We start from the raw sequence: 17,189 nt of genomic DNA, 5'->3' as shown, positions 1-17,189 counted from the left end.
TACATATGAAAGGGGTATGGATAAATGAAAAAGTTAGATGAAACATTACAAATGTTAAAAGACTTAACTGATGCAAAAGGTATTCCTGGAAACGAACGCGAACCAAGAGAAGTGATGAAAAAATATATTGAATCTTATGCTGATAGCATTTCAACAGACGGACTTGGAAGCCTTATTGCCAAAAAAGTTGGTGATGAAAAAGGCCCTAAAATTATGGTTGCAGGTCATTTAGATGAAGTTGGCTTTATGGTCACTCAAATTGATGATAAAGGCTTCATTCGTTTTCAAACTGTAGGTGGCTGGTGGTCGCAAGTTATGCTAGCGCAACGTGTTACAATTGTAACGCGCAAAGGCGATATTACAGGAGTTATCGGCTCTAAACCTCCTCATATTTTACCTGCTGAAGTACGTAAGAAGACGGTTGAGATTAAGGATATGTTTATTGATATCGGTGCATCTAGTCGTGAAGAAGCAATGGAATGGGGCGTAAAGCCTGGCGATCAAATTGTTCCGTACTTTGAATTTACCGTTATGAATAACGAAAAAATGCTTTTAGCTAAAGCATGGGATAACCGTATCGGCTGTGCTATTGCTATTGATGTGCTCAAGAATTTAAAGGGTCAAGAGCATCCAAACGTTGTATACGGCGTTGGAACAGCGCAAGAAGAAGTTGGTTTACGCGGTGCAAAAACGTCAGCCAATCTTATTCAACCTGATATTGCATTTGGCGTAGATGTAGGTATTGCTGGTGATACGCCAGGAGTGTCTGAAAAAGAAGCAGCATCAAAAATGGGTGACGGTCCACAAATCATTTTATATGATGCATCAATGGTTTCTCACAAGGGTCTACGTGACTTTGTAACAGATGTAGCAGATGAAATGAACATCCCATATCAGTTTGATGCGTTATCAGGCGGTGGTACTGATTCAGGAGCTATTCATATTTCAGCTAACGGCGTACCTGCACTATCTATTACAATTGCAACTCGCTATATTCATTCACATGCCGCAATGTTACATCGCGATGATTATGAAAATGCGGTGAAGTTAATTACAGAAGTTATTAAAAAACTTGATCGTGAAACGGTTAATAAAATTACGTTTGAATAAAACAAAAGGTGCACTCAATTTGAATGCACCTTTTGTACTTACTTTAAGCTATTTTCAAGTGTTGTTAAAATTTCTTCTTTTTCACTTTTAGGCGAGTTTTCCCATAGTACTTCGAAAAGTACACCTAGACCTGGAAGCATTTTTTCTTCACCGCTTTTGATAGCATCCATAATCGTTGCTTCAAGCTCTTCTTGAGAATTACCTGAAACATTTGATATAATAGCATTTCGTAAATTAAGATTCATCGTGATCACCTCAACTATAGATAGTAAAATCAAAAATAGTTTGTGTATGTCACATTCAATTTATGTATCGTAACTGAAATTGATAAATAGAGGAGTTATGTTTGGTGAAGCGAATTGATTCCGTGAAGAACCCACAGGTTAAACTATGGAAAAAATTACATACAAAAAAAGAGCGCGATAATCAAGGTTTATTTTTGGTGGAAGGCTTTCATCTTGTCGAAGAAGCTTTAAACCAAAGAGAAATGATTAAGTATCTCATTCTTGCTGATAATGTTGATATTCCATCGCATTGGAATGTTGATACGGTTGAGATGATTGTGGTGACGCCTGCTGTTATTAAAGCAATTGCTGATACAGAAACCCCTCAGGGAATTGCAGCCGTTTGTTACCAAAACCAATCATCATCCGTCTTACAGACAGCGCGTCGATTAGTGCTGTTAGATGCCGTCCAAGATCCAGGTAACGTAGGAACCATTATTCGTACAGCAGAAGCTGCTGGAATCGATGCAGTCATTATTGGAGCAGGTTGTGTAGATGTTTATAACAGTAAAGTCATCCGTTCGACTCAAGGTGCAATCTTTAACTTGCCTGTTATTAAGAAAGACTTAATTAGTGCGATTAAAGAACTAAAGGAATGTGGAGTTAGCGTGTATGGTACATCATTACAAAATGCTTCTGTGTACACGGAAGTTGAAAAGCCAGAAGCTTTTGCTCTGATTGTTGGTAACGAAGGGCAAGGTGTAAGCTCAGCGGTGCTGAATGAAACGGACCATAACCTATATATACCGATATTTGGAAAGAGTGAATCGTTAAATGTAGCAATTGCATCAGCAATTTTAATGTACTATTTACGTGGAATGTAGTTGCAACGGCTAGCCGTTTTCACTATAATAATACAATAGCTAAATATGCGAAAAGCAGTGATAGAGAGCAGTAGCTTATGTAGCGTTATTCAGGGAGAAAATGCCGTGACTGAAAGCATTTTTATAAGCGCAATAAGTGAATTCACCTCTTGAGTTGACACTTGGACCATCATTTTTGATGTAAAGGTGTTCCGGATATTCCGTTAACGTTAATGAAGTGAACTGTGCAGATGCATGGTTAACAAGGGTGGTAACGCGATTAAACCTCGTCCCTTTTTGGGAGAGGTTTTTTTTATTTGCAATTTTTTAAAACAAAAGGAGGATTATTCAATGAAAGAGCGTTTACAAGAGCTGCAACAAGAAGCGATTGTTAAAATTGATGACTCAAAAGATTTAAAAGCATTGAATGATGTACGTGTAGCTTATTTAGGAAAAAAAGGACCAATTACAGAAGTACTTCGCGGAATGGGGAAATTATCTGCTGAAGAGCGTCCTGTAATGGGAGCACTTGCAAATGAAGTGCGCGAAGCAATCGCTTCAAAGATTGAAGAAAAGCAAGCGGCGCTAGAAGCAGAAGAAATCAACCGTAAACTAGCTTCAGAAACAATCGATGTGACACTTCCTGGTCGACCAGTTAAAGTCGGTACACATCATCCGCTAACAAGCGTAATTGAAGAGGTTGAAGATTTGTTTTTAGGCATGGGCTATGAAGTAGCTGAAGGACCTGAAGTGGAGCAAGATTACTACAACTTCGAAGCGTTAAATTTACCAAAGGGTCACCCAGCACGTGATATGCAGGATACGTTCTATATTACTGAAGAAACGTTATTACGTACTCATACATCAACAGTACAAGCCCGCGTAATGAATGGAAATGAAGGGAAAGGTCCAATCAAAATCATTTGTCCTGGTAAAGTATATCGTCGTGATGATGATGACGCTACGCATTCACATCAATTTATGCAAATTGAAGGTTTAGTTGTAGATGAAAATATTCGTATGAGTGATTTAAAAGGAACGCTTGAGGTATTTGTGAAAAAAATGTTCGGTGCAGAGCGTGAAATTCGTCTACGTCCAAGCTTTTTCCCGTTTACTGAACCATCTGTTGAAGTGGACGTATCATGTGCTAAATGTGGAGGAAAAGGCTGTAATGTTTGTAAGCAAACAGGCTGGATTGAAATTTTAGGCGCTGGTATGGTACATCCAAATGTACTTGAAATGGCCGGCTATGACTCTAAAAAATATCGCGGCTTTGCATTTGGAATAGGCGTAGAGCGTATCGCTATGTTAAAGCACGGCGTTGATGATATTCGTCATTTCTATACAAATGATGCTCGTTTCTTAAATCAATTCAAACAAGTATAAAGGAGGGACTAACATGTTTGTATCATATCGTTGGTTGCAAGAATATGTAGATTTATCAGGAGTAAAAGCTGAAGAACTTGCTGATAAAGTCACAAAAAGTGGAATTGAAGTTGAAGGTGTAGAAAATTTAAATAAAGGCGTAAGCGGTGTTGTCATCGGTCACGTAGTAGAATGTGAACAGCATCCAAACGCAGATAAGTTAAGTCGTTGTCAGGTTGACCTTGGGGATGAAACGGTTCAAATCGTTTGTGGTGCTCCAAACGTAGCACAAGGTCAAAAGGTAGCGGTAGCTAAAGTAGGCGCTGTATTACCAGGCAATTTTAAAATTAAGCGTGCTAAGCTTCGCGGTGAAGAATCAAACGGCATGATTTGTTCTCTTCAAGAGCTTGGAATTGAAAGCAAGCTTGTCGCAAAAGATTACCAAGAAGGAATCTTTGTATTCCCAAGCGATGCTGAAGTTGGAGCAGATGCTTTAGAAGCATTGAATTTGCATGATGAAGTATTAGAACTTGGCTTAACGCCAAATCGTTCAGACTGTTTAAGCATGCTAGGGGTAGCTCATGAAGTAGCAGCAATCTTAAATCGTGAAGTAAAATACCCAGAGGTTGAGTTTCAAGAGACGGAAGAAAAAGCATCGGATTACATTTCAGTTGCAGTAGAAGCAAAAGAAGATAATCCTTTATACGTAGCACGTATGGTGAAAAATGTTAAAATTGCGCCGTCACCGCTATGGATGCAAACGCGCTTGATGGCAGCTGGGATTCGACCACACAATAACGTAGTTGATATTACAAACTACATTTTACTTGAATACGGTCAACCACTTCATGCGTTTGATTATGATCGTCTTGGCTCAAAAGAAGTTGTTGTTCGTCATGCACAAGAAGGCGAAGAAATTGTAACTCTCGATGATCAAAAACGTGTACTAAAAGAGAACCAGCTTGTCATTACAAATGGTAAAGACCCAATTGCTTTAGCCGGTGTAATGGGAGGAGCGAATTCTGAAGTCCAAGATGACACAGTAAATGTGTTAATTGAATCTGCTTACTTCCGCGGGTTATCTGTGCGCCAAACATCGAAAGAGCACGGTCTTCGTAGTGAAGCAAGTGCACGTTTTGAAAAAGGAATCGACCCAAGCCGCACACGTATAGCAGCTGATCGTGCTGCTGAACTAATGGCTGCTTATGCGGGTGGAGAAATTGTTTCAGGAACAGTTGAATTTGATGAAATGACAATTGAACCAGCTGTTGTATCTGTAACGCTTGAGCGCATCAATCATGTTCTTGGTACAGAGCTAGAAATGGCTGAAGTTCAAGAAATCATGAATCGTCTTCAGTTCGAAAGCAAAGTGGAAGGCGATGCCATTATCGTAACCGTTCCAACGCGTCGCGGTGATATTACAATTGAAGAAGATATTGTGGAAGAAGTAGCTCGTATGTATGGGTACGACCACTTACCAACAACTCTTCCTGTGACTGTAGCAACGCCAGGCCGTTTATCTGATTATCAGCTAAAGCGTCGTAAAGTACGCCGTTTCTTAGAAGGCGCTGGGTTAGCTCAAACAACAACATACTCATTAACAAGTGCAGAGAAAGCAACACAGTTTGCATTAAATACTGCATCAACAGTTCGTTTAGCGATGCCAATGAGTGAAGACCGCAGCGTTCTTCGTCAAAGCTTAGTACCACACTTACTTGAAGCTATTAAACACAATAACGCTCGTCAAACAGACTCAATTGCGCTATATGAAACAGGTTCAGTGTTCTTGGGAACTGAAGAAGGTCAGCTACCAATAGAAGAAGAGCGAGTAGCAGGAGCAATCACAGGCTTATGGCATTCTCACAGCTGGCAAGGTGAAAAGAAAGCAGCTGATTTCTATGTGGCTAAAGGCGTTGTAGAAGGATTATTATCAGCATTAGGTCTTGATAATCACATTCAATATAAGCCTACAAATCAAGAAGGCATGCACCCTGGACGTACAGCGGCAGTTGTATTAAATGGTCAAGAAGCTGGGTATGTTGGTCAGCTTCATCCAGTGACGCAAAAACAATATGGTCTTCGCGAAACGTACGTATTTGAGTTAAACTTAAAAGCAATCTTTGCGGCGAAAGTAGAAGAAGTTCGCTATTCTGCAATTCCTCGCTTCCCATCAATCACAAGAGATATTGCTCTTGTTGTGGATAAAGAAGTATTAGCAGGAGAACTTCAAACAGCGATTTATGAAGCTGGTGGAGAACTATTGAAAGAAGTTGCGGTGTTTGACTTATATGATGGTGAAAGAATGGAAGAAGGCAAAAAGTCTGTCGCTTTCTCTTTACGCTATCTAGATCCAGAGCGCACGCTTACGGATGAAGAAGTATCAGCAGCTCACGCTAATGTATTAAAAGTTGTTGAAGAACAATTTAAAGCAAGCTTACGTTCATAAAAAAACAAGAGGCTGGGACATAAGTAATTCAGCCAATGATAAACCTGAACGATTGAGAGTTTCTCACTTTTAATCGTTCAGGTTTTTTGGTTGATTGTGAAAACAATGTTGGAAACAGGGTGGAATGGAGCGTAGGACACTCGACTCCTGCGGGAAAGAGAGGGAAAACTGAGATCCCGCAGCGCAGCGAGGAAGCTCAGGTTCCTCCCCGCGGAAAGCGAGTGGCCGTAGCGCAATGGAACGAACGTGTTCAGACAAACCAAAAAGATTGGAACAGCTATTGTTCGTCTCTTAGAAGCAATCATTTTGTTATGTCCCAAACTCTTTATTTTTTTACTAAAGCTAAAGCTTTTTCTGTATTTGCGAAGTGAGTTTTAGCAATGGAATGTAAACCTTTAACTCCGTGCTTTTTAATAATGGAGGCAGCTGCAATATCCACCTGTTTGCCTGCGCCACGAGGAATGGTCATACCGACCGTTTCTGAAAGCTTATCCATCTGTTTTAAAAAGGCATACCTTGCAATAATAGAAGCAGCAGCTACTGCTAAATGTACGCCCTCGCCTTTCGTACTAAAATATACGTTTTCATTAGCTATTGCTTTTTCATTAGCGATATGTTTGTAATAAGTATTCTTTTCAACAAATTGATCAATTAAAATGCCGTCTGGCTTTTCAGGACTAAGCTTATTCAGCACGTTTAAAATGGCTTTATTATGAAGAAGTGCTTTCATTTTTCCTTGTGTCATACCTCGTTCTTGGAAAGTATTATACTTTTCATTATGTAGGACGAGCAAGCTGTAAGGAGTAATTTTTATTAATTGCTGAGCAAGGGAAATAATTTTTTGGTCGGTTAAATCTTTTGAATCGCGGACACCGAGCTCTTTCAATAATGGAATTTGTTCTTTTTTAACGTATGCAGCAACAACCGTCATTGGACCAAAGTAATCACCAGTTCCTGCCTCATCAGAACCAATTACCGATAGCTCACTAAAGTTTGGAGGTAAAACGGCTTTAGTTTTAGAAATTTGCTTTTTAATTGGTGCGGTTGTGTTGCCCCATTTCACAGCTTCTACTTCCGCATCTTTCCCTTGAAACAGTACTTTTCCAGATTTATAAGCAGTGATTGAGCTGTTACCTGTCTTTGCAGTAAATATTGCACCGGCAGGTACTTTAGCCTGTAAGTGCGGAGTGTAAAATGTTTTCATTTTGAAGATGTCATCAGATGATAAAGTTAAAACAACGTGTGACATATGTCTCCACCTTTCATTGTCGATAAGCTGATTAGTCAACTTATTTTACAAATAAATGTCTATTTTTTATAATAACGTAAATATTGATATGTTTCCATTGCAGTCTTCTTCATGATATGATATTGATTAGGATTTTTTGTGGAACGGAGGACTTTCTCGTGTCAGGACAAGATAAAACACGTGCGACAGTTGATATATATGGTCAGCCTTATAAAATTGTTGGAACAGAAAGTACTAGTCATATCCGACTGGTAGCTTCGATTGTTGATGATAAAATGAGGGAGATTAGCAAAAAAAATCCGTATTTAGACATTAATAAATTAGCTGTTCTAACTGCGGTCAATATTGTGAATGAGTATGTAAAGCTCAAAGAGGAATATGAAATGTTAGAAAAAAAACTTCATCAGAAAGAGGAATGAGACTTCTAATGTTAGACATTATTTTAGTTATCCTGCTGCTGTTAGGATTTGTTACTGGATTAAAACGCGGGCTAATACTACAAATCGTTCACCTTGTGAGCTTTGCCGTAGCGTTTATTGTAGCCTATATTTTTAGCGCAGATTTAGCACCTCGACTACGTTTGTTAATTCCGTTTCCAAATATGCAACAGCAAAGCGTTGCATCATTTGTATTAGATCCTGCGTTTCTTGAAGATGCTTTTTATCGCATGATAGCTTTTGCGATTTTGTTCTTTGTTACCCGTCTTGTTTTACGTATGGTTGGTTCTGTGCTAACTGCTTTAACGGATCTTCCGATCTTACGTCAACTGAATAGATGGGGAGGAGGAGCATTAGGCTTCGTAGAGGTTTACGTTCTCGTATTCATTCTACTCTATCTGGGGGCGGTTCTTCCTGTAAATGACGTACAAACGGCGATTCAGCAGTCAGCAATTGCCACAAATATCGTTGAAAATACACCTTATTTATCATCTGTTATTCAAGATTTGTGGACAGAATACGGTATGGTATAAGCAAGTAATTTAAATAGACAGTGGAGAGGATTGCTCAGAAGTGGCATAATACTTTTGAAATCCTCTTTTTTTGTTTTACAATAATAAAGAAGGACTAAACGTAAATAAAGCTTTTTGGTGTCAAAGTAGTACAAGTAAATATAGACCGCACTGATACATATAAATCTTGAATCGAGGTTGAATAATGAATAAAAAAGATGTTATTAAACTTTTAGAGACTATTGCTACATATATGGAGTTAAAAGGAGATAATCCATTTAAGATTTCTGCTTTTCGTAAAGCTGCGGCAGCGCTTGAGAGCGATGAGCGTAGCCTAAGTGATATTGAAGACGTAACAACTCTACAAGGAATTGGAAAAGGTACAGCGACGGTAATTGAAGAATTTAGAGAAAAAGGCCAGTCATCCGTATTAGACGAATTGAAAAAAGAAGTGCCGGAAGGGCTAGTACCGCTTTTAAAACTTCCTGGATTAGGTGGAAAAAAGATTGCAAAGTTATATAAAGAGTTAGACATTGTGGACATCATTTCACTAGAAGAAGCTTGTCATAATGAAAAAGTTCAGGGATTAGCTGGCTTTGGTAAGAAAACAGAAGAAAAGATTTTAGCCGCAATCGCGGAATATGGAAAAAGACCAGAGCGGTTACCACTTGCATTTATGCTACCAATTGCTGAAGAAATTCTAGGACAATTAGAAGCGATGACAGATATTATTCGATATTCACAAGCTGGAAGTATTAGACGAATGAAAGAAACGGTAAAGGATTTAGATTTTATTATTTCAACGGAAAACCCAGCAGCTGTTCGAGAACAGCTTGTGTCATTGCCGCTTGTTAAAGATATCATTTCAAATGGAGATACAAAAGTTTCTGTGACGCTCGGCTATGACTACGACGTATCCGTTGACTTCCGTCTTGTTGAAGATCAAGCTTTTGTTACAACGCTTCATCATTTTACTGGTTCCAAAGATCATAATGTTCGTATGCGTCAATTAGCTAAGGAGAACGGGGAGAAGATTAGTGAATACGGTGTGGAAAACATAGAGACAGGTGAAATCCAAACATTTGAAACAGAAGAAGCGTTCTATCATCATTTTGGACTAGCATTTATTCCACCTGAGGTTAGAGAAGATGGACGTGAAGTAGACATCTTTACAAAGAATCAAGAGCTCTTAAAGCATGATGATATTAAAGGCGACTTACATATGCACTCAACGTGGAGTGATGGAGGTTACTCTCTTGAAGAAATGGCTGAAGCTTGCCGAGCAAAAGGTTATGAGTATATGGCGATTACCGATCACTCACAGTATTTAAAAGTAGCTAACGGATTAACGCCAGAGCGCATTCGTAAGCAGCGAGAAGAAGTAAAGAGGTTAAATGAAAAATATACGGATTTTACGATTCTAGCAGGAATTGAAATGGACATTTTACCAGACGGGACGCTCGATTATGAAGATGAGCTATTAGCTGAAATGGATTTTGTCATTGCCTCTATTCATTCAAGTTTTTCACAATCTCGTGAAGACATTATGATGCGTTTGAAAAACGCGTTAACAAATCAACACGTAGATTTAATTGCACATCCAACGGGACGCTTAATTGGTCGAAGAGAAGGGTATGATGTGGATATTAATTTGTTAATTTCACTTGCTAAAGAAACCGATACTGCTCTTGAATTAAACGCAAACCCAAATCGTTTGGATTTAGCAGCAGAGCACATTAAGAAAGCACAAGAAGCAGGAGTGAAAATTGCTATTAATACAGATGCTCACAACCTCGAGATGTTAGAAGACATGAAGGTTGGCGTATCTACTGGCGTAAAGGGATGGTTAAAGCCTCAAACAGTGTTAAATACGTATAGTTTAGATGAGTTAAAGGTGTTTTTAAACCGCCACAAAGAGTAATAATTATCAGGAGGAATTTATTTTGCAACCAAGGATCTTTCAAGTGCTTGAATTTAATAAAGTAAAAGAACAGCTAGCTACAAAAGTTGCCTCATCTTTAGGGAAAGAAAAAGTAGATCAGCTTGTTCCATCTACAGACTATGAACAGGTTTTAAAATGGCAGGATGCTACAGATGAAGCCACAACAGTTCTAAGACTTCGTGGACATGCACCTCTCGGTGGAATTTCGGATGTAAGACAAAGCGTAAAGCGAGCTGAAATTGGAGGAACGTTAAGTCCAAATGAACTCTTAGATATTGCTGGCACAATCTATGCAGCGAGACAATTAAAACAATTTGTTGAGCAATTAGTAGAAGACGAAGACGTCAAGATTCCAATCATCCAAGAACATATCGAAAAGTTGGTACCCCTGCCAGAAGTAGAGCAAGCGGTTAAGATAAGCATTGATGAAAATGGAACGGTTCTAGACGGTGCTAGCGAACAGCTGAGAGGCATTCGTCAAAAGCTTCGTTCGACTGAATCACGTATTCGTCAAAAGCTAGAGAGTTTAGTGCGCTCATCTTCTGCTCAAAAAATGCTCTCAGATACGGTTGTAACGATTCGAAATGACCGATTCGTTATTCCAGTAAAACAAGAGTATCGCAGTGCTTATGGAGGTATCGTTCACGATCAGTCATCTTCAGGTGCAACGCTATTTATTGAACCGCAAGCAATTGTTACGTTAAATAATGAATTGCAAGAAGCGAAAATGAAAGAAAAGCAAGAAATCGAAAAAATCTTAATTGAGCTCACGACTCAAGTGGCAGAAGTAGCAAATGAGCTAAGACAAAACATTTATTTACTCGGTGAATTAGATTTTATGTTTGCTAAAGGACGTTATAGTCACGAGTTAAAAGCTTCAAAACCAAAGATGAATGACCGAGGCTACATCAAGTTATTTAAAGCAAAGCATCCTCTGATTTCGCAAGATGAAGTGGTAGCCAACGATATTGAGATTGGTGATGACTATACGTCGATTGTGATTACAGGTCCTAATACAGGCGGTAAAACCGTTACGCTAAAAACAATTGGTTTATTTACACTAATGGCTCAAGCTGGCCTCCAAATTCCAGCGCTAGACGGTTCAGAGATGGCGGTATTTAAGCACGTATTTGCCGATATTGGAGATGAGCAGTCAATTGAACAAAGCTTAAGTACGTTCTCTTCTCATATGGTTAATATTGTGGATATCTTAAAGAAGGTAGATAGCGAAAGCCTTGTTTTATTTGATGAGCTAGGAGCCGGTACAGACCCTCAAGAAGGAGCAGCGCTAGCCATTTCGATTTTGGATGAAGTATATGGGTGCGGTGCAAGAGTAGTTGCAACCACTCATTATCCAGAACTAAAGGCATATGGATATAACCGTGCCGGTGTTGTGAATGCAAGCGTTGAGTTTGATATTGAAACGCTAAGCCCAACTTATAAGCTATTAATTGGTGTACCAGGACGAAGTAACGCATTTGAAATTTCAAAGCGATTAGGGCTAGAAGATAAGGTTATCAATCATGCTAAAAGCTATATTGGTTCTGAGACAAATAAAGTGGAAAACATGATTGCGTCCCTTGAAGAGAGCAGACGTAAATCGGAAGCTGAACTAGCTGAAGCGGAAACATTACGTAAGGAATCTGAAAAGCTTCATCAAGAGCTTCAGCGTCAAATTATTGAATTCAATGAACAGCGCGATAAGCTATATGAAAAAGCAGAAAAGAAAGCTGAAGATACAATTAAGGAAGCATCACAAGAAGCGGAAAACATTATTCGGAATTTACGCCAAATGCAAAAAAATCAGCAAGCATCGATTAAAGAGCATGAGCTGATTGAAGCAAGAAAACGCCTAGAAGATGCGGTCCCTACATTGGAGAAAAGTAAAAAGCAAGTTTCTAAACCTAAAAAGCAAGAGAGAGTCCTGTCTCCGGGCGACGAAGTGAAAGTTGTGACATGGGGACAAAAAGGTACGTTACTTGAGCGGACAGGAAGTAATGAGTGGCAAGTTCAGATGGGTATTATGAAAATGAAAGTAAAAGAAAAAGACCTAGAGTACATCAGCTCACCAAAACCTGTTGAAACAAAGCCTCTTGCAACGGTAAAAGGTAAAGATTATCATGTTAGCTTAGAACTTGATCTTAGAGGAGAAAGATACGAAAATGCACTTAGTCGAGTTGAAAAATATCTAGATGATGCGCTTCTTGCAGGTTATCCACGCGTATCTATTATTCATGGAAAAGGAACTGGTGCTTTACGAAAAGGTGTGCAAGAATATTTAAAGAACCACCGTTCAGTTAAATCAGCTCGTTTTGGCGAAGCTGGTGAAGGAGGGACAGGTGTTACTGTTGTAGAATTTAAGTAATAGAGAAGATGAGGGGGAGGAGAGCTGTAAGGAATGGATAATTTTTGGAAAGATCCTTATGTGGAATCAGCGGCTTACTACAGCGTTGTTATATTAAGTATTGTTGTATTTTTAGCGATTTTCGAACTTGTAACAAAATATAAAAACTGGGAAGAAATTCAAAAAGGGAACCTTGCAGTTGCCATGGCTACAGGAGGTAAAATATTTGGCTTAGCCAATATTTTTAAGTATTCCATCGAGCATAATGATAATTTATTTACAATGCTGGGCTGGGGAATCTATGGGTTTGTTCTTTTGTTAATCAGCTACTTTATCTTTGAGTTTTTAACACCAAAGTTTCGAATTGACGACGAGATTGAAAATGATAATCGCGCGGTCGGCTTAATTTCATTGATTATTTCTGTTGGCATGTCGTTTGTCATTGGTGCAGGAATTGGATAGGGGAGCAGAGACATGGAACTATTGGCAAAAGTATTGATTGGATTATGCGGATTGTTTATGGTGATTGGCCTTATTTATTTGTTGTTTTTTTCATAAATTAGTTAGACAAGAGAAGAGTGAAAATCTCTTCTCTTTTTTTATAACTATTTGTCATGCTAATTACTGATTCAAAAGTAGTATACTTTAAGAAGAAAGAAAATTTAAAAAATAAAGGAGGGAGCAGTATGCTTGATAAACCATGGGTTTCTCAGTACCCATCTGAAATACCTCATTCACTTGCATACAGTGAAAAGACGTTAGCTCAGCTTTTTGAAGAAGCAGCTAAGAAGAATCCACATAAGTGTGCTGTGCACTTTTTAGGCAAGCGACTCACGTTTCATGAACTATATGAGCAAGCAATTACTTTGGCTGTATACCTCAAGGAAATAGGTGTACAAAAGGGAGATCGAGTCGCCATAATGTTGCCAAATTGTCCTCAAGCTGTTATCTCTTTTTATGGAGTTCTCTTGGCAGGAGGAATTGTTGTTGAAACCAATCCGTTGTATACAGAAAGAGAATTAGAGTATCAATTAAATGATTCAGGAGCAACATGTATCATTGCTTTAGATCTATTGTATCCGCGCATCTCAAAAGTGAAAGCGTTAACAAAAATTAAACATGTTATTTCAACTTCAATTAAAGACTACTTACCATTCCCGAAAAATCTATTATATCCTTATGTACAAAAAAAGCAGCAAGCTATAACTGTTCAAGTTGAGCATATGGGTGATACGCATCTATTCCCAACTATTATGAAGCGTAAAAGAGAATCTGAAACCTTTGTATACGACGTTACTTCTAATGAAAATATTGCCTTATTACAATATACTGGTGGAACAACTGGATTTCCAAAGGGAGTTATGCTTACTCATAAAAACTTAGTAACGAACGCAACAATGTGCTCTCATTGGCTTTATCGGTGCAAACAAGGTCATGAAAAAATTCTTGGAATCCTACCGTTTTTTCACGTATATGGTTTAACCACGGTACTCATTTTGTCTGTTTTAGAAGGATATGAAATGATTTTATTACCGAAATTTGATGTGGAAAGCGTTTTAAAAACAATTCATAAGCAGCGTCCTACTTTGTTTCCAGGTGCCCCAACTATTTATATTGCGTTATTAAATCATCCAGATCTCAGCAAATACAACTTATCATCCATTGATTCATGTATTAGTGGTTCTGCACCTCTCCCTGTTGAAGTACAGGAAAAATTTGAGGAAATAACGGGAGGGAAGTTAGTAGAAGGTTACGGTTTAACTGAGACATCTCCAGTTACACACTCTAATTTTGTTTGGGAGAAGAGAATTAGAGGCAGTATCGGTGTTCCTTGGCCAGATACAGATGCCAAAATTATCTCGTTTGAAACAGGCGAAGCATTGCCAATTAATGAAATTGGTGAAATTGTAGTAAAAGGTCCACAGGTTATGAAAGGATATTGGCATCGTCCTGATGAAACCGAAGCTGTGTTACAAGATGGGTGGCTGAAAACAGGTGATGTTGGTTACATGGATGAAGATGGCTTCTTCTATATTGTAGATCGTAAAAAAGATATGATTATTGCAGGTGGATATAATATCTATCCTCGTGAAATTGAGGAGGTACTGTATGAGCACCCGAAAGTGCAAGAAGTCGTTGTTGCTGGAATTCCAGATGAATACAGAGGAGAAACAGTAAAAGCTTACATTGTTCTAAAAAATGGTGTATCATGTACAGAAGAAGAATTAAATACTTTTTCACGTCAATATTTAGCGGCATACAAAGTTCCTCGGGTATACGAGTTTCGAAAAGAACTTCCGAAAACAGCAGTCGGAAAGATTTTAAGAAGAGCACTCGTTGAGGAAGAAAAGGAAAGCCAAAAAAAGGCGACGTGATAAACGTCGTCTCTTTTTTTATAAAACACAATTGACAGAATCATCTTATTTCTTTATTATAAAAATATGAATGAATCATCATTCATATTTTAAAGGAGCGTATTTAGATTGAAAAGAAATAAGCCAAAGTACATGCAAATTATTGATGCAGCAGTAATTGTTATTGCTGAAAACGGCTACCATAATGCTCAGGTTTCAAAGATTGCTAAGCAAGCAGGAGTAGCTGATGGAACGATTTATTTATACTTTAAAAATAAAGAAGATGTATTAATTTCTTTATTTCAAGAAAAGATGGGACAGTTTATTGAAAAGGTACAGGAAGAAATTGTTGAAGTAAACACTGCTTCTGAACGCCTATATATGTTAATTGATAAACATTTCTCATTCTTAGCAAGTGATTATTCATTAGCGGTTGTCACACAGTTAGAGTTAAGACAATCAAATAAAGAGCTTCGCTTGAAAATTAATGATGTATTAAAAGATTACCTTACTGTTATTGATACCATCCTTCAAAAGGGAATCGAAACAGGAGAGTTTCCAGAAAACTTGGATATTCGCTTGGCCCGCCAAATGATATTTGGGACGATTGATGAAACGGTCACTACATGGGTGATGAATGATCAGCGTTACGAATTAAGCGAACTATCTAAAAAAGTACACTATTTATTAATGAATGGATGCAGTGGCTCTCCGCTTTAATGGGGAGAGCTTATGCTCTACATAAATTGAAGCAAGAGGTGAGTAGAATTGAGCGCTTTGTATAGTGAAACAATTCAAGGAATAACGTTTATTACATTTAACAACCCACCTGCTAATGCGCTGTCTCAAGGCGTATTACAAGAGCTTTCACAACTACTAAAAAAGTACGAAGAGATTGAGGAAACTCGAGTTATTATTCTAAAAGGTGAAGGGCGCTTTTTCTGCGCAGGAGCCGATATTAAAGAGTTTACTTCCTTACAACAATCCACTCAATATGAAAATTTAGCTAAAAAAGGTCAAAACTTATTTGAGTATATTGAAAATTATCCAAAGCCTATTATTGCCATGATTCATGGAACGGCTCTTGGAGGAGGGTTAGAATTAGCGATGAGCTGTCACATGCGATTTGTTACGCATGATGCAAAGCTTGGCCTACCTGAACTCCAGCTTGGAATCATTCCGGGATTTGCAGGTACCCAGCGACTGCCACGCTATGTGGGAGCTGCTAAGGCATGTGAAATGATGCTAACAAGCAGGCCAATCAAGGGAACAGAAGCGGTAACCCTTGGATTAGCCAATGCTTCCTACCATGAGGAGGAACTTCATTCAAAAGTAACGGCGATAGCGGAAGTAATTGCTAAAAAGAGCCCAAGTTCTGTAAAAGCGACCCTTGAATTACTACAGTATACAAAAACGAGTCGTTATTACGAGGGAGTAGAAAAAGAAGCACAACTTTTTGGAAGCGTATTCAACACGGAGGATGCAAAAGAAGGGGTTACGGCTTTTATTGAAAAAAGAGAGCCAAAGTTTGTTGGAAAGTAACTATCTTTAGGAGGGGAAATAAATGAATATTTATGTTTTATTAAAAAGAACATTTGATACTGAGGAGAAAATTGCTTTACAAAATGGTCAAATTGCAGAAGATGGAGCAGAGTTTATTATTAACCCTTACGATGAATATGCAGTAGAGGAAGCAATTCAGCTGAAAGATAAGCATGGGGGAGAAATTACGGTTGTAACGGTAGGAAACGAAGAAGCAGAAAAAGAGCTTCGTACAGCACTTGCAATGGGAGCTGATAAAGCGGTGCTAATCAATATTGAAGACGACGTAGAGTATGGGGATCAGTATACGACAGCTAAAATTTTAGCGCAGTATTTAAAAGATCAATCGCCGGATTTAGTTTTAGCAGGGAACGTGGCAATCGACGGAGGATCAGGCCAAGTTGGTCCGCGTGTCGCTGAACTATTAGAAATTCCGTACGTTACTACGGCAACAAAGCTTGATATCGATGGAACAAACGTAACAGTTGTACGAGATGTAGAGGGTGACTCAGAAGTTATTGAGACAACTTTACCGCTACTGGTTACGGCGCAACAAGGTCTAAATGAGCCACGCTATCCATCTTTACCAGGCATTATGAAAGCAAAAAAGAAGCCGCTGGAAGAACTGGAGTTAGATGATTTAGATTTAGATGAAGATGATGTAGAAGCAAAAACAAAAACAATCGAAATTTATTTACCACCTAAAAAAGAAGCAGGACGCGTTTTGAGTGGCGATATTCAAGATCAAGTAAAAGAGATGGTTACGCTATTGCATTCAGAAGCAAAAGTAGTTTAAAAAAA

Annotated in this window: 15 protein-coding genes and 1 other annotated feature; of the genes, 13 read left to right on the top strand and 2 right to left on the bottom strand. The window is 38.5% G+C overall.

Annotation, left to right across the window (positions count from 1 at the left end):
- The first annotated feature begins 24 nt into the window (after window positions 1–24).
- Window positions 25–1,110: a M42 family metallopeptidase gene (locus A2U94_RS03805; protein WP_025907201.1), complete on the top strand. Its 1,086-nt coding sequence runs from the start codon at window positions 25–27 to the stop codon at window positions 1,108–1,110.
- A gap of 38 nt (window positions 1,111–1,148) precedes the next feature.
- On the opposite strand, the gene sspI is transcribed toward A2U94_RS03805, so the two are convergent.
- Window positions 1,149–1,355: a small acid-soluble spore protein SspI gene (gene sspI, locus A2U94_RS03800; RefSeq protein ID WP_025907199.1), complete on the bottom strand. Its 207-nt coding sequence runs from the start codon at window positions 1,353–1,355 to the stop codon at window positions 1,149–1,151.
- A gap of 104 nt (window positions 1,356–1,459) precedes the next feature.
- Between sspI and A2U94_RS03795 the strand changes: the two genes are divergently transcribed.
- From A2U94_RS03795 to pheT, 3 genes are all read left to right on the top strand, one after another.
- Window positions 1,460–2,218, top strand: coding sequence for a TrmH family RNA methyltransferase (locus A2U94_RS03795; protein WP_025907196.1), 759 nt, complete (start codon window positions 1,460–1,462; stop codon window positions 2,216–2,218).
- A gap of 48 nt (window positions 2,219–2,266) precedes the next feature.
- Window positions 2,267–2,495, top strand: a binding site (T-box leader).
- Window positions 2,496–2,548: 53 nt separating this feature from the next.
- Window positions 2,549–3,583, top strand: a complete 1,035-nt coding sequence (gene pheS, locus A2U94_RS03790; RefSeq protein ID WP_025907194.1) for a phenylalanine--tRNA ligase subunit alpha — start codon at window positions 2,549–2,551, stop codon at window positions 3,581–3,583.
- A 13-nt stretch (window positions 3,584–3,596) separates the two neighbouring features.
- The gene (gene pheT, locus A2U94_RS03785) at window positions 3,597–6,008 is read left to right on the top strand and encodes a phenylalanine--tRNA ligase subunit beta (protein ID WP_062954421.1); all 2,412 of its coding nucleotides are present in this window, start codon (window positions 3,597–3,599) and stop codon (window positions 6,006–6,008) included.
- A 325-nt stretch (window positions 6,009–6,333) separates the two neighbouring features.
- Here the strand turns inward: pheT and rnhC are convergent, their stop codons facing one another.
- On the bottom strand, window positions 6,334–7,257 hold the full coding sequence (gene rnhC, locus A2U94_RS03780) for a ribonuclease HIII (protein WP_025907833.1): 924 nt from the start codon (window positions 7,255–7,257) through the stop codon (window positions 6,334–6,336).
- A gap of 158 nt (window positions 7,258–7,415) precedes the next feature.
- Here rnhC and zapA point away from each other — a divergent pair, with 158 nt between their 5' ends.
- From zapA to A2U94_RS03735, 9 genes are all read left to right on the top strand, one after another.
- On the top strand, window positions 7,416–7,676 hold the full coding sequence (gene zapA, locus A2U94_RS03775; RefSeq protein ID WP_025907834.1) for a cell division protein ZapA: 261 nt from the start codon (window positions 7,416–7,418) through the stop codon (window positions 7,674–7,676).
- An 8-nt stretch (window positions 7,677–7,684) separates the two neighbouring features.
- On the top strand, window positions 7,685–8,227 hold the full coding sequence (locus A2U94_RS03770; protein WP_025907835.1) for a CvpA family protein: 543 nt from the start codon (window positions 7,685–7,687) through the stop codon (window positions 8,225–8,227).
- 184 nt (window positions 8,228–8,411) lie between these two features.
- Window positions 8,412–10,127, top strand: a complete 1,716-nt coding sequence (gene polX / locus A2U94_RS03765) for a DNA polymerase/3'-5' exonuclease PolX (protein ID WP_025907836.1) — start codon at window positions 8,412–8,414, stop codon at window positions 10,125–10,127.
- A 22-nt stretch (window positions 10,128–10,149) separates the two neighbouring features.
- The gene (locus A2U94_RS03760) at window positions 10,150–12,513 is read left to right on the top strand and encodes an endonuclease MutS2 (RefSeq protein WP_025907837.1); all 2,364 of its coding nucleotides are present in this window, start codon (window positions 10,150–10,152) and stop codon (window positions 12,511–12,513) included.
- A gap of 33 nt (window positions 12,514–12,546) precedes the next feature.
- Window positions 12,547–12,954: a DUF350 domain-containing protein gene (locus A2U94_RS03755; protein ID WP_025907838.1), complete on the top strand. Its 408-nt coding sequence runs from the start codon at window positions 12,547–12,549 to the stop codon at window positions 12,952–12,954.
- 224 nt (window positions 12,955–13,178) lie between these two features.
- Entirely contained in the window at window positions 13,179–14,867 is a 1,689-nt protein-coding gene (locus A2U94_RS03750; protein WP_025907839.1) for a long-chain-fatty-acid--CoA ligase, read from the top strand.
- A gap of 108 nt (window positions 14,868–14,975) precedes the next feature.
- Window positions 14,976–15,566: a fatty acid metabolism transcriptional regulator FadR gene (fadR, locus tag A2U94_RS03745; RefSeq protein ID WP_025907840.1), complete on the top strand. Its 591-nt coding sequence runs from the start codon at window positions 14,976–14,978 to the stop codon at window positions 15,564–15,566.
- Window positions 15,567–15,614: 48 nt separating this feature from the next.
- Complete coding sequence (locus A2U94_RS03740; RefSeq protein WP_025907841.1) at window positions 15,615–16,388, top strand: enoyl-CoA hydratase; 774 nt, start codon at window positions 15,615–15,617, stop codon at window positions 16,386–16,388.
- Between the two features lie 22 nt (window positions 16,389–16,410).
- Window positions 16,411–17,184 carry an electron transfer flavoprotein subunit beta/FixA family protein gene (locus A2U94_RS03735; RefSeq protein ID WP_025907842.1) on the top strand — a complete coding sequence of 258 codons (774 nt, stop codon included), beginning with the start codon at window positions 16,411–16,413 and terminating at the stop codon, window positions 17,182–17,184.
- Window positions 17,185–17,189 lie beyond the last annotated feature (5 nt).

Source organism: Bacillus sp. VT 712 (genome assembly GCF_001614195.1).
Taxonomy (GTDB): Bacteria; Bacillota; Bacilli; order Bacillales; family Bacillaceae_H; genus Priestia; species Priestia flexa.
This window is presented reverse-complemented; position numbering and strand designations above follow the sequence as displayed.

What these genes read in the sequence shown, in the direction of transcription:
- polX (WP_025907836.1), top strand. Translation starts at nt 8,412, where the DNA reads ATGAATAAAAAAGATGTTATTAAACTTTTAGAGACTATTGCTACATAT.
- pheS (WP_025907194.1), top strand. Translation starts at nt 2,549, where the DNA reads ATGAAAGAGCGTTTACAAGAGCTGCAACAAGAAGCGATTGTTAAAATT.
- A2U94_RS03735 (WP_025907842.1), top strand. Translation starts at nt 16,411, where the DNA reads ATGAATATTTATGTTTTATTAAAAAGAACATTTGATACTGAGGAGAAA.
- sspI (WP_025907199.1), bottom strand. Translation starts at nt 1,355, where the DNA reads ATGAATCTTAATTTACGAAATGCTATTATATCAAATGTTTCAGGTAAT.
- A2U94_RS03755 (WP_025907838.1), top strand. Translation starts at nt 12,547, where the DNA reads ATGGATAATTTTTGGAAAGATCCTTATGTGGAATCAGCGGCTTACTAC.
- A2U94_RS03750 (WP_025907839.1), top strand. Translation starts at nt 13,179, where the DNA reads ATGCTTGATAAACCATGGGTTTCTCAGTACCCATCTGAAATACCTCAT.
- rnhC (WP_025907833.1), bottom strand. Translation starts at nt 7,257, where the DNA reads ATGTCACACGTTGTTTTAACTTTATCATCTGATGACATCTTCAAAATG.
- pheT (WP_062954421.1), top strand. Translation starts at nt 3,597, where the DNA reads ATGTTTGTATCATATCGTTGGTTGCAAGAATATGTAGATTTATCAGGA.
- A2U94_RS03805 (WP_025907201.1), top strand. Translation starts at nt 25, where the DNA reads ATGAAAAAGTTAGATGAAACATTACAAATGTTAAAAGACTTAACTGAT.
- A2U94_RS03770 (WP_025907835.1), top strand. Translation starts at nt 7,685, where the DNA reads ATGTTAGACATTATTTTAGTTATCCTGCTGCTGTTAGGATTTGTTACT.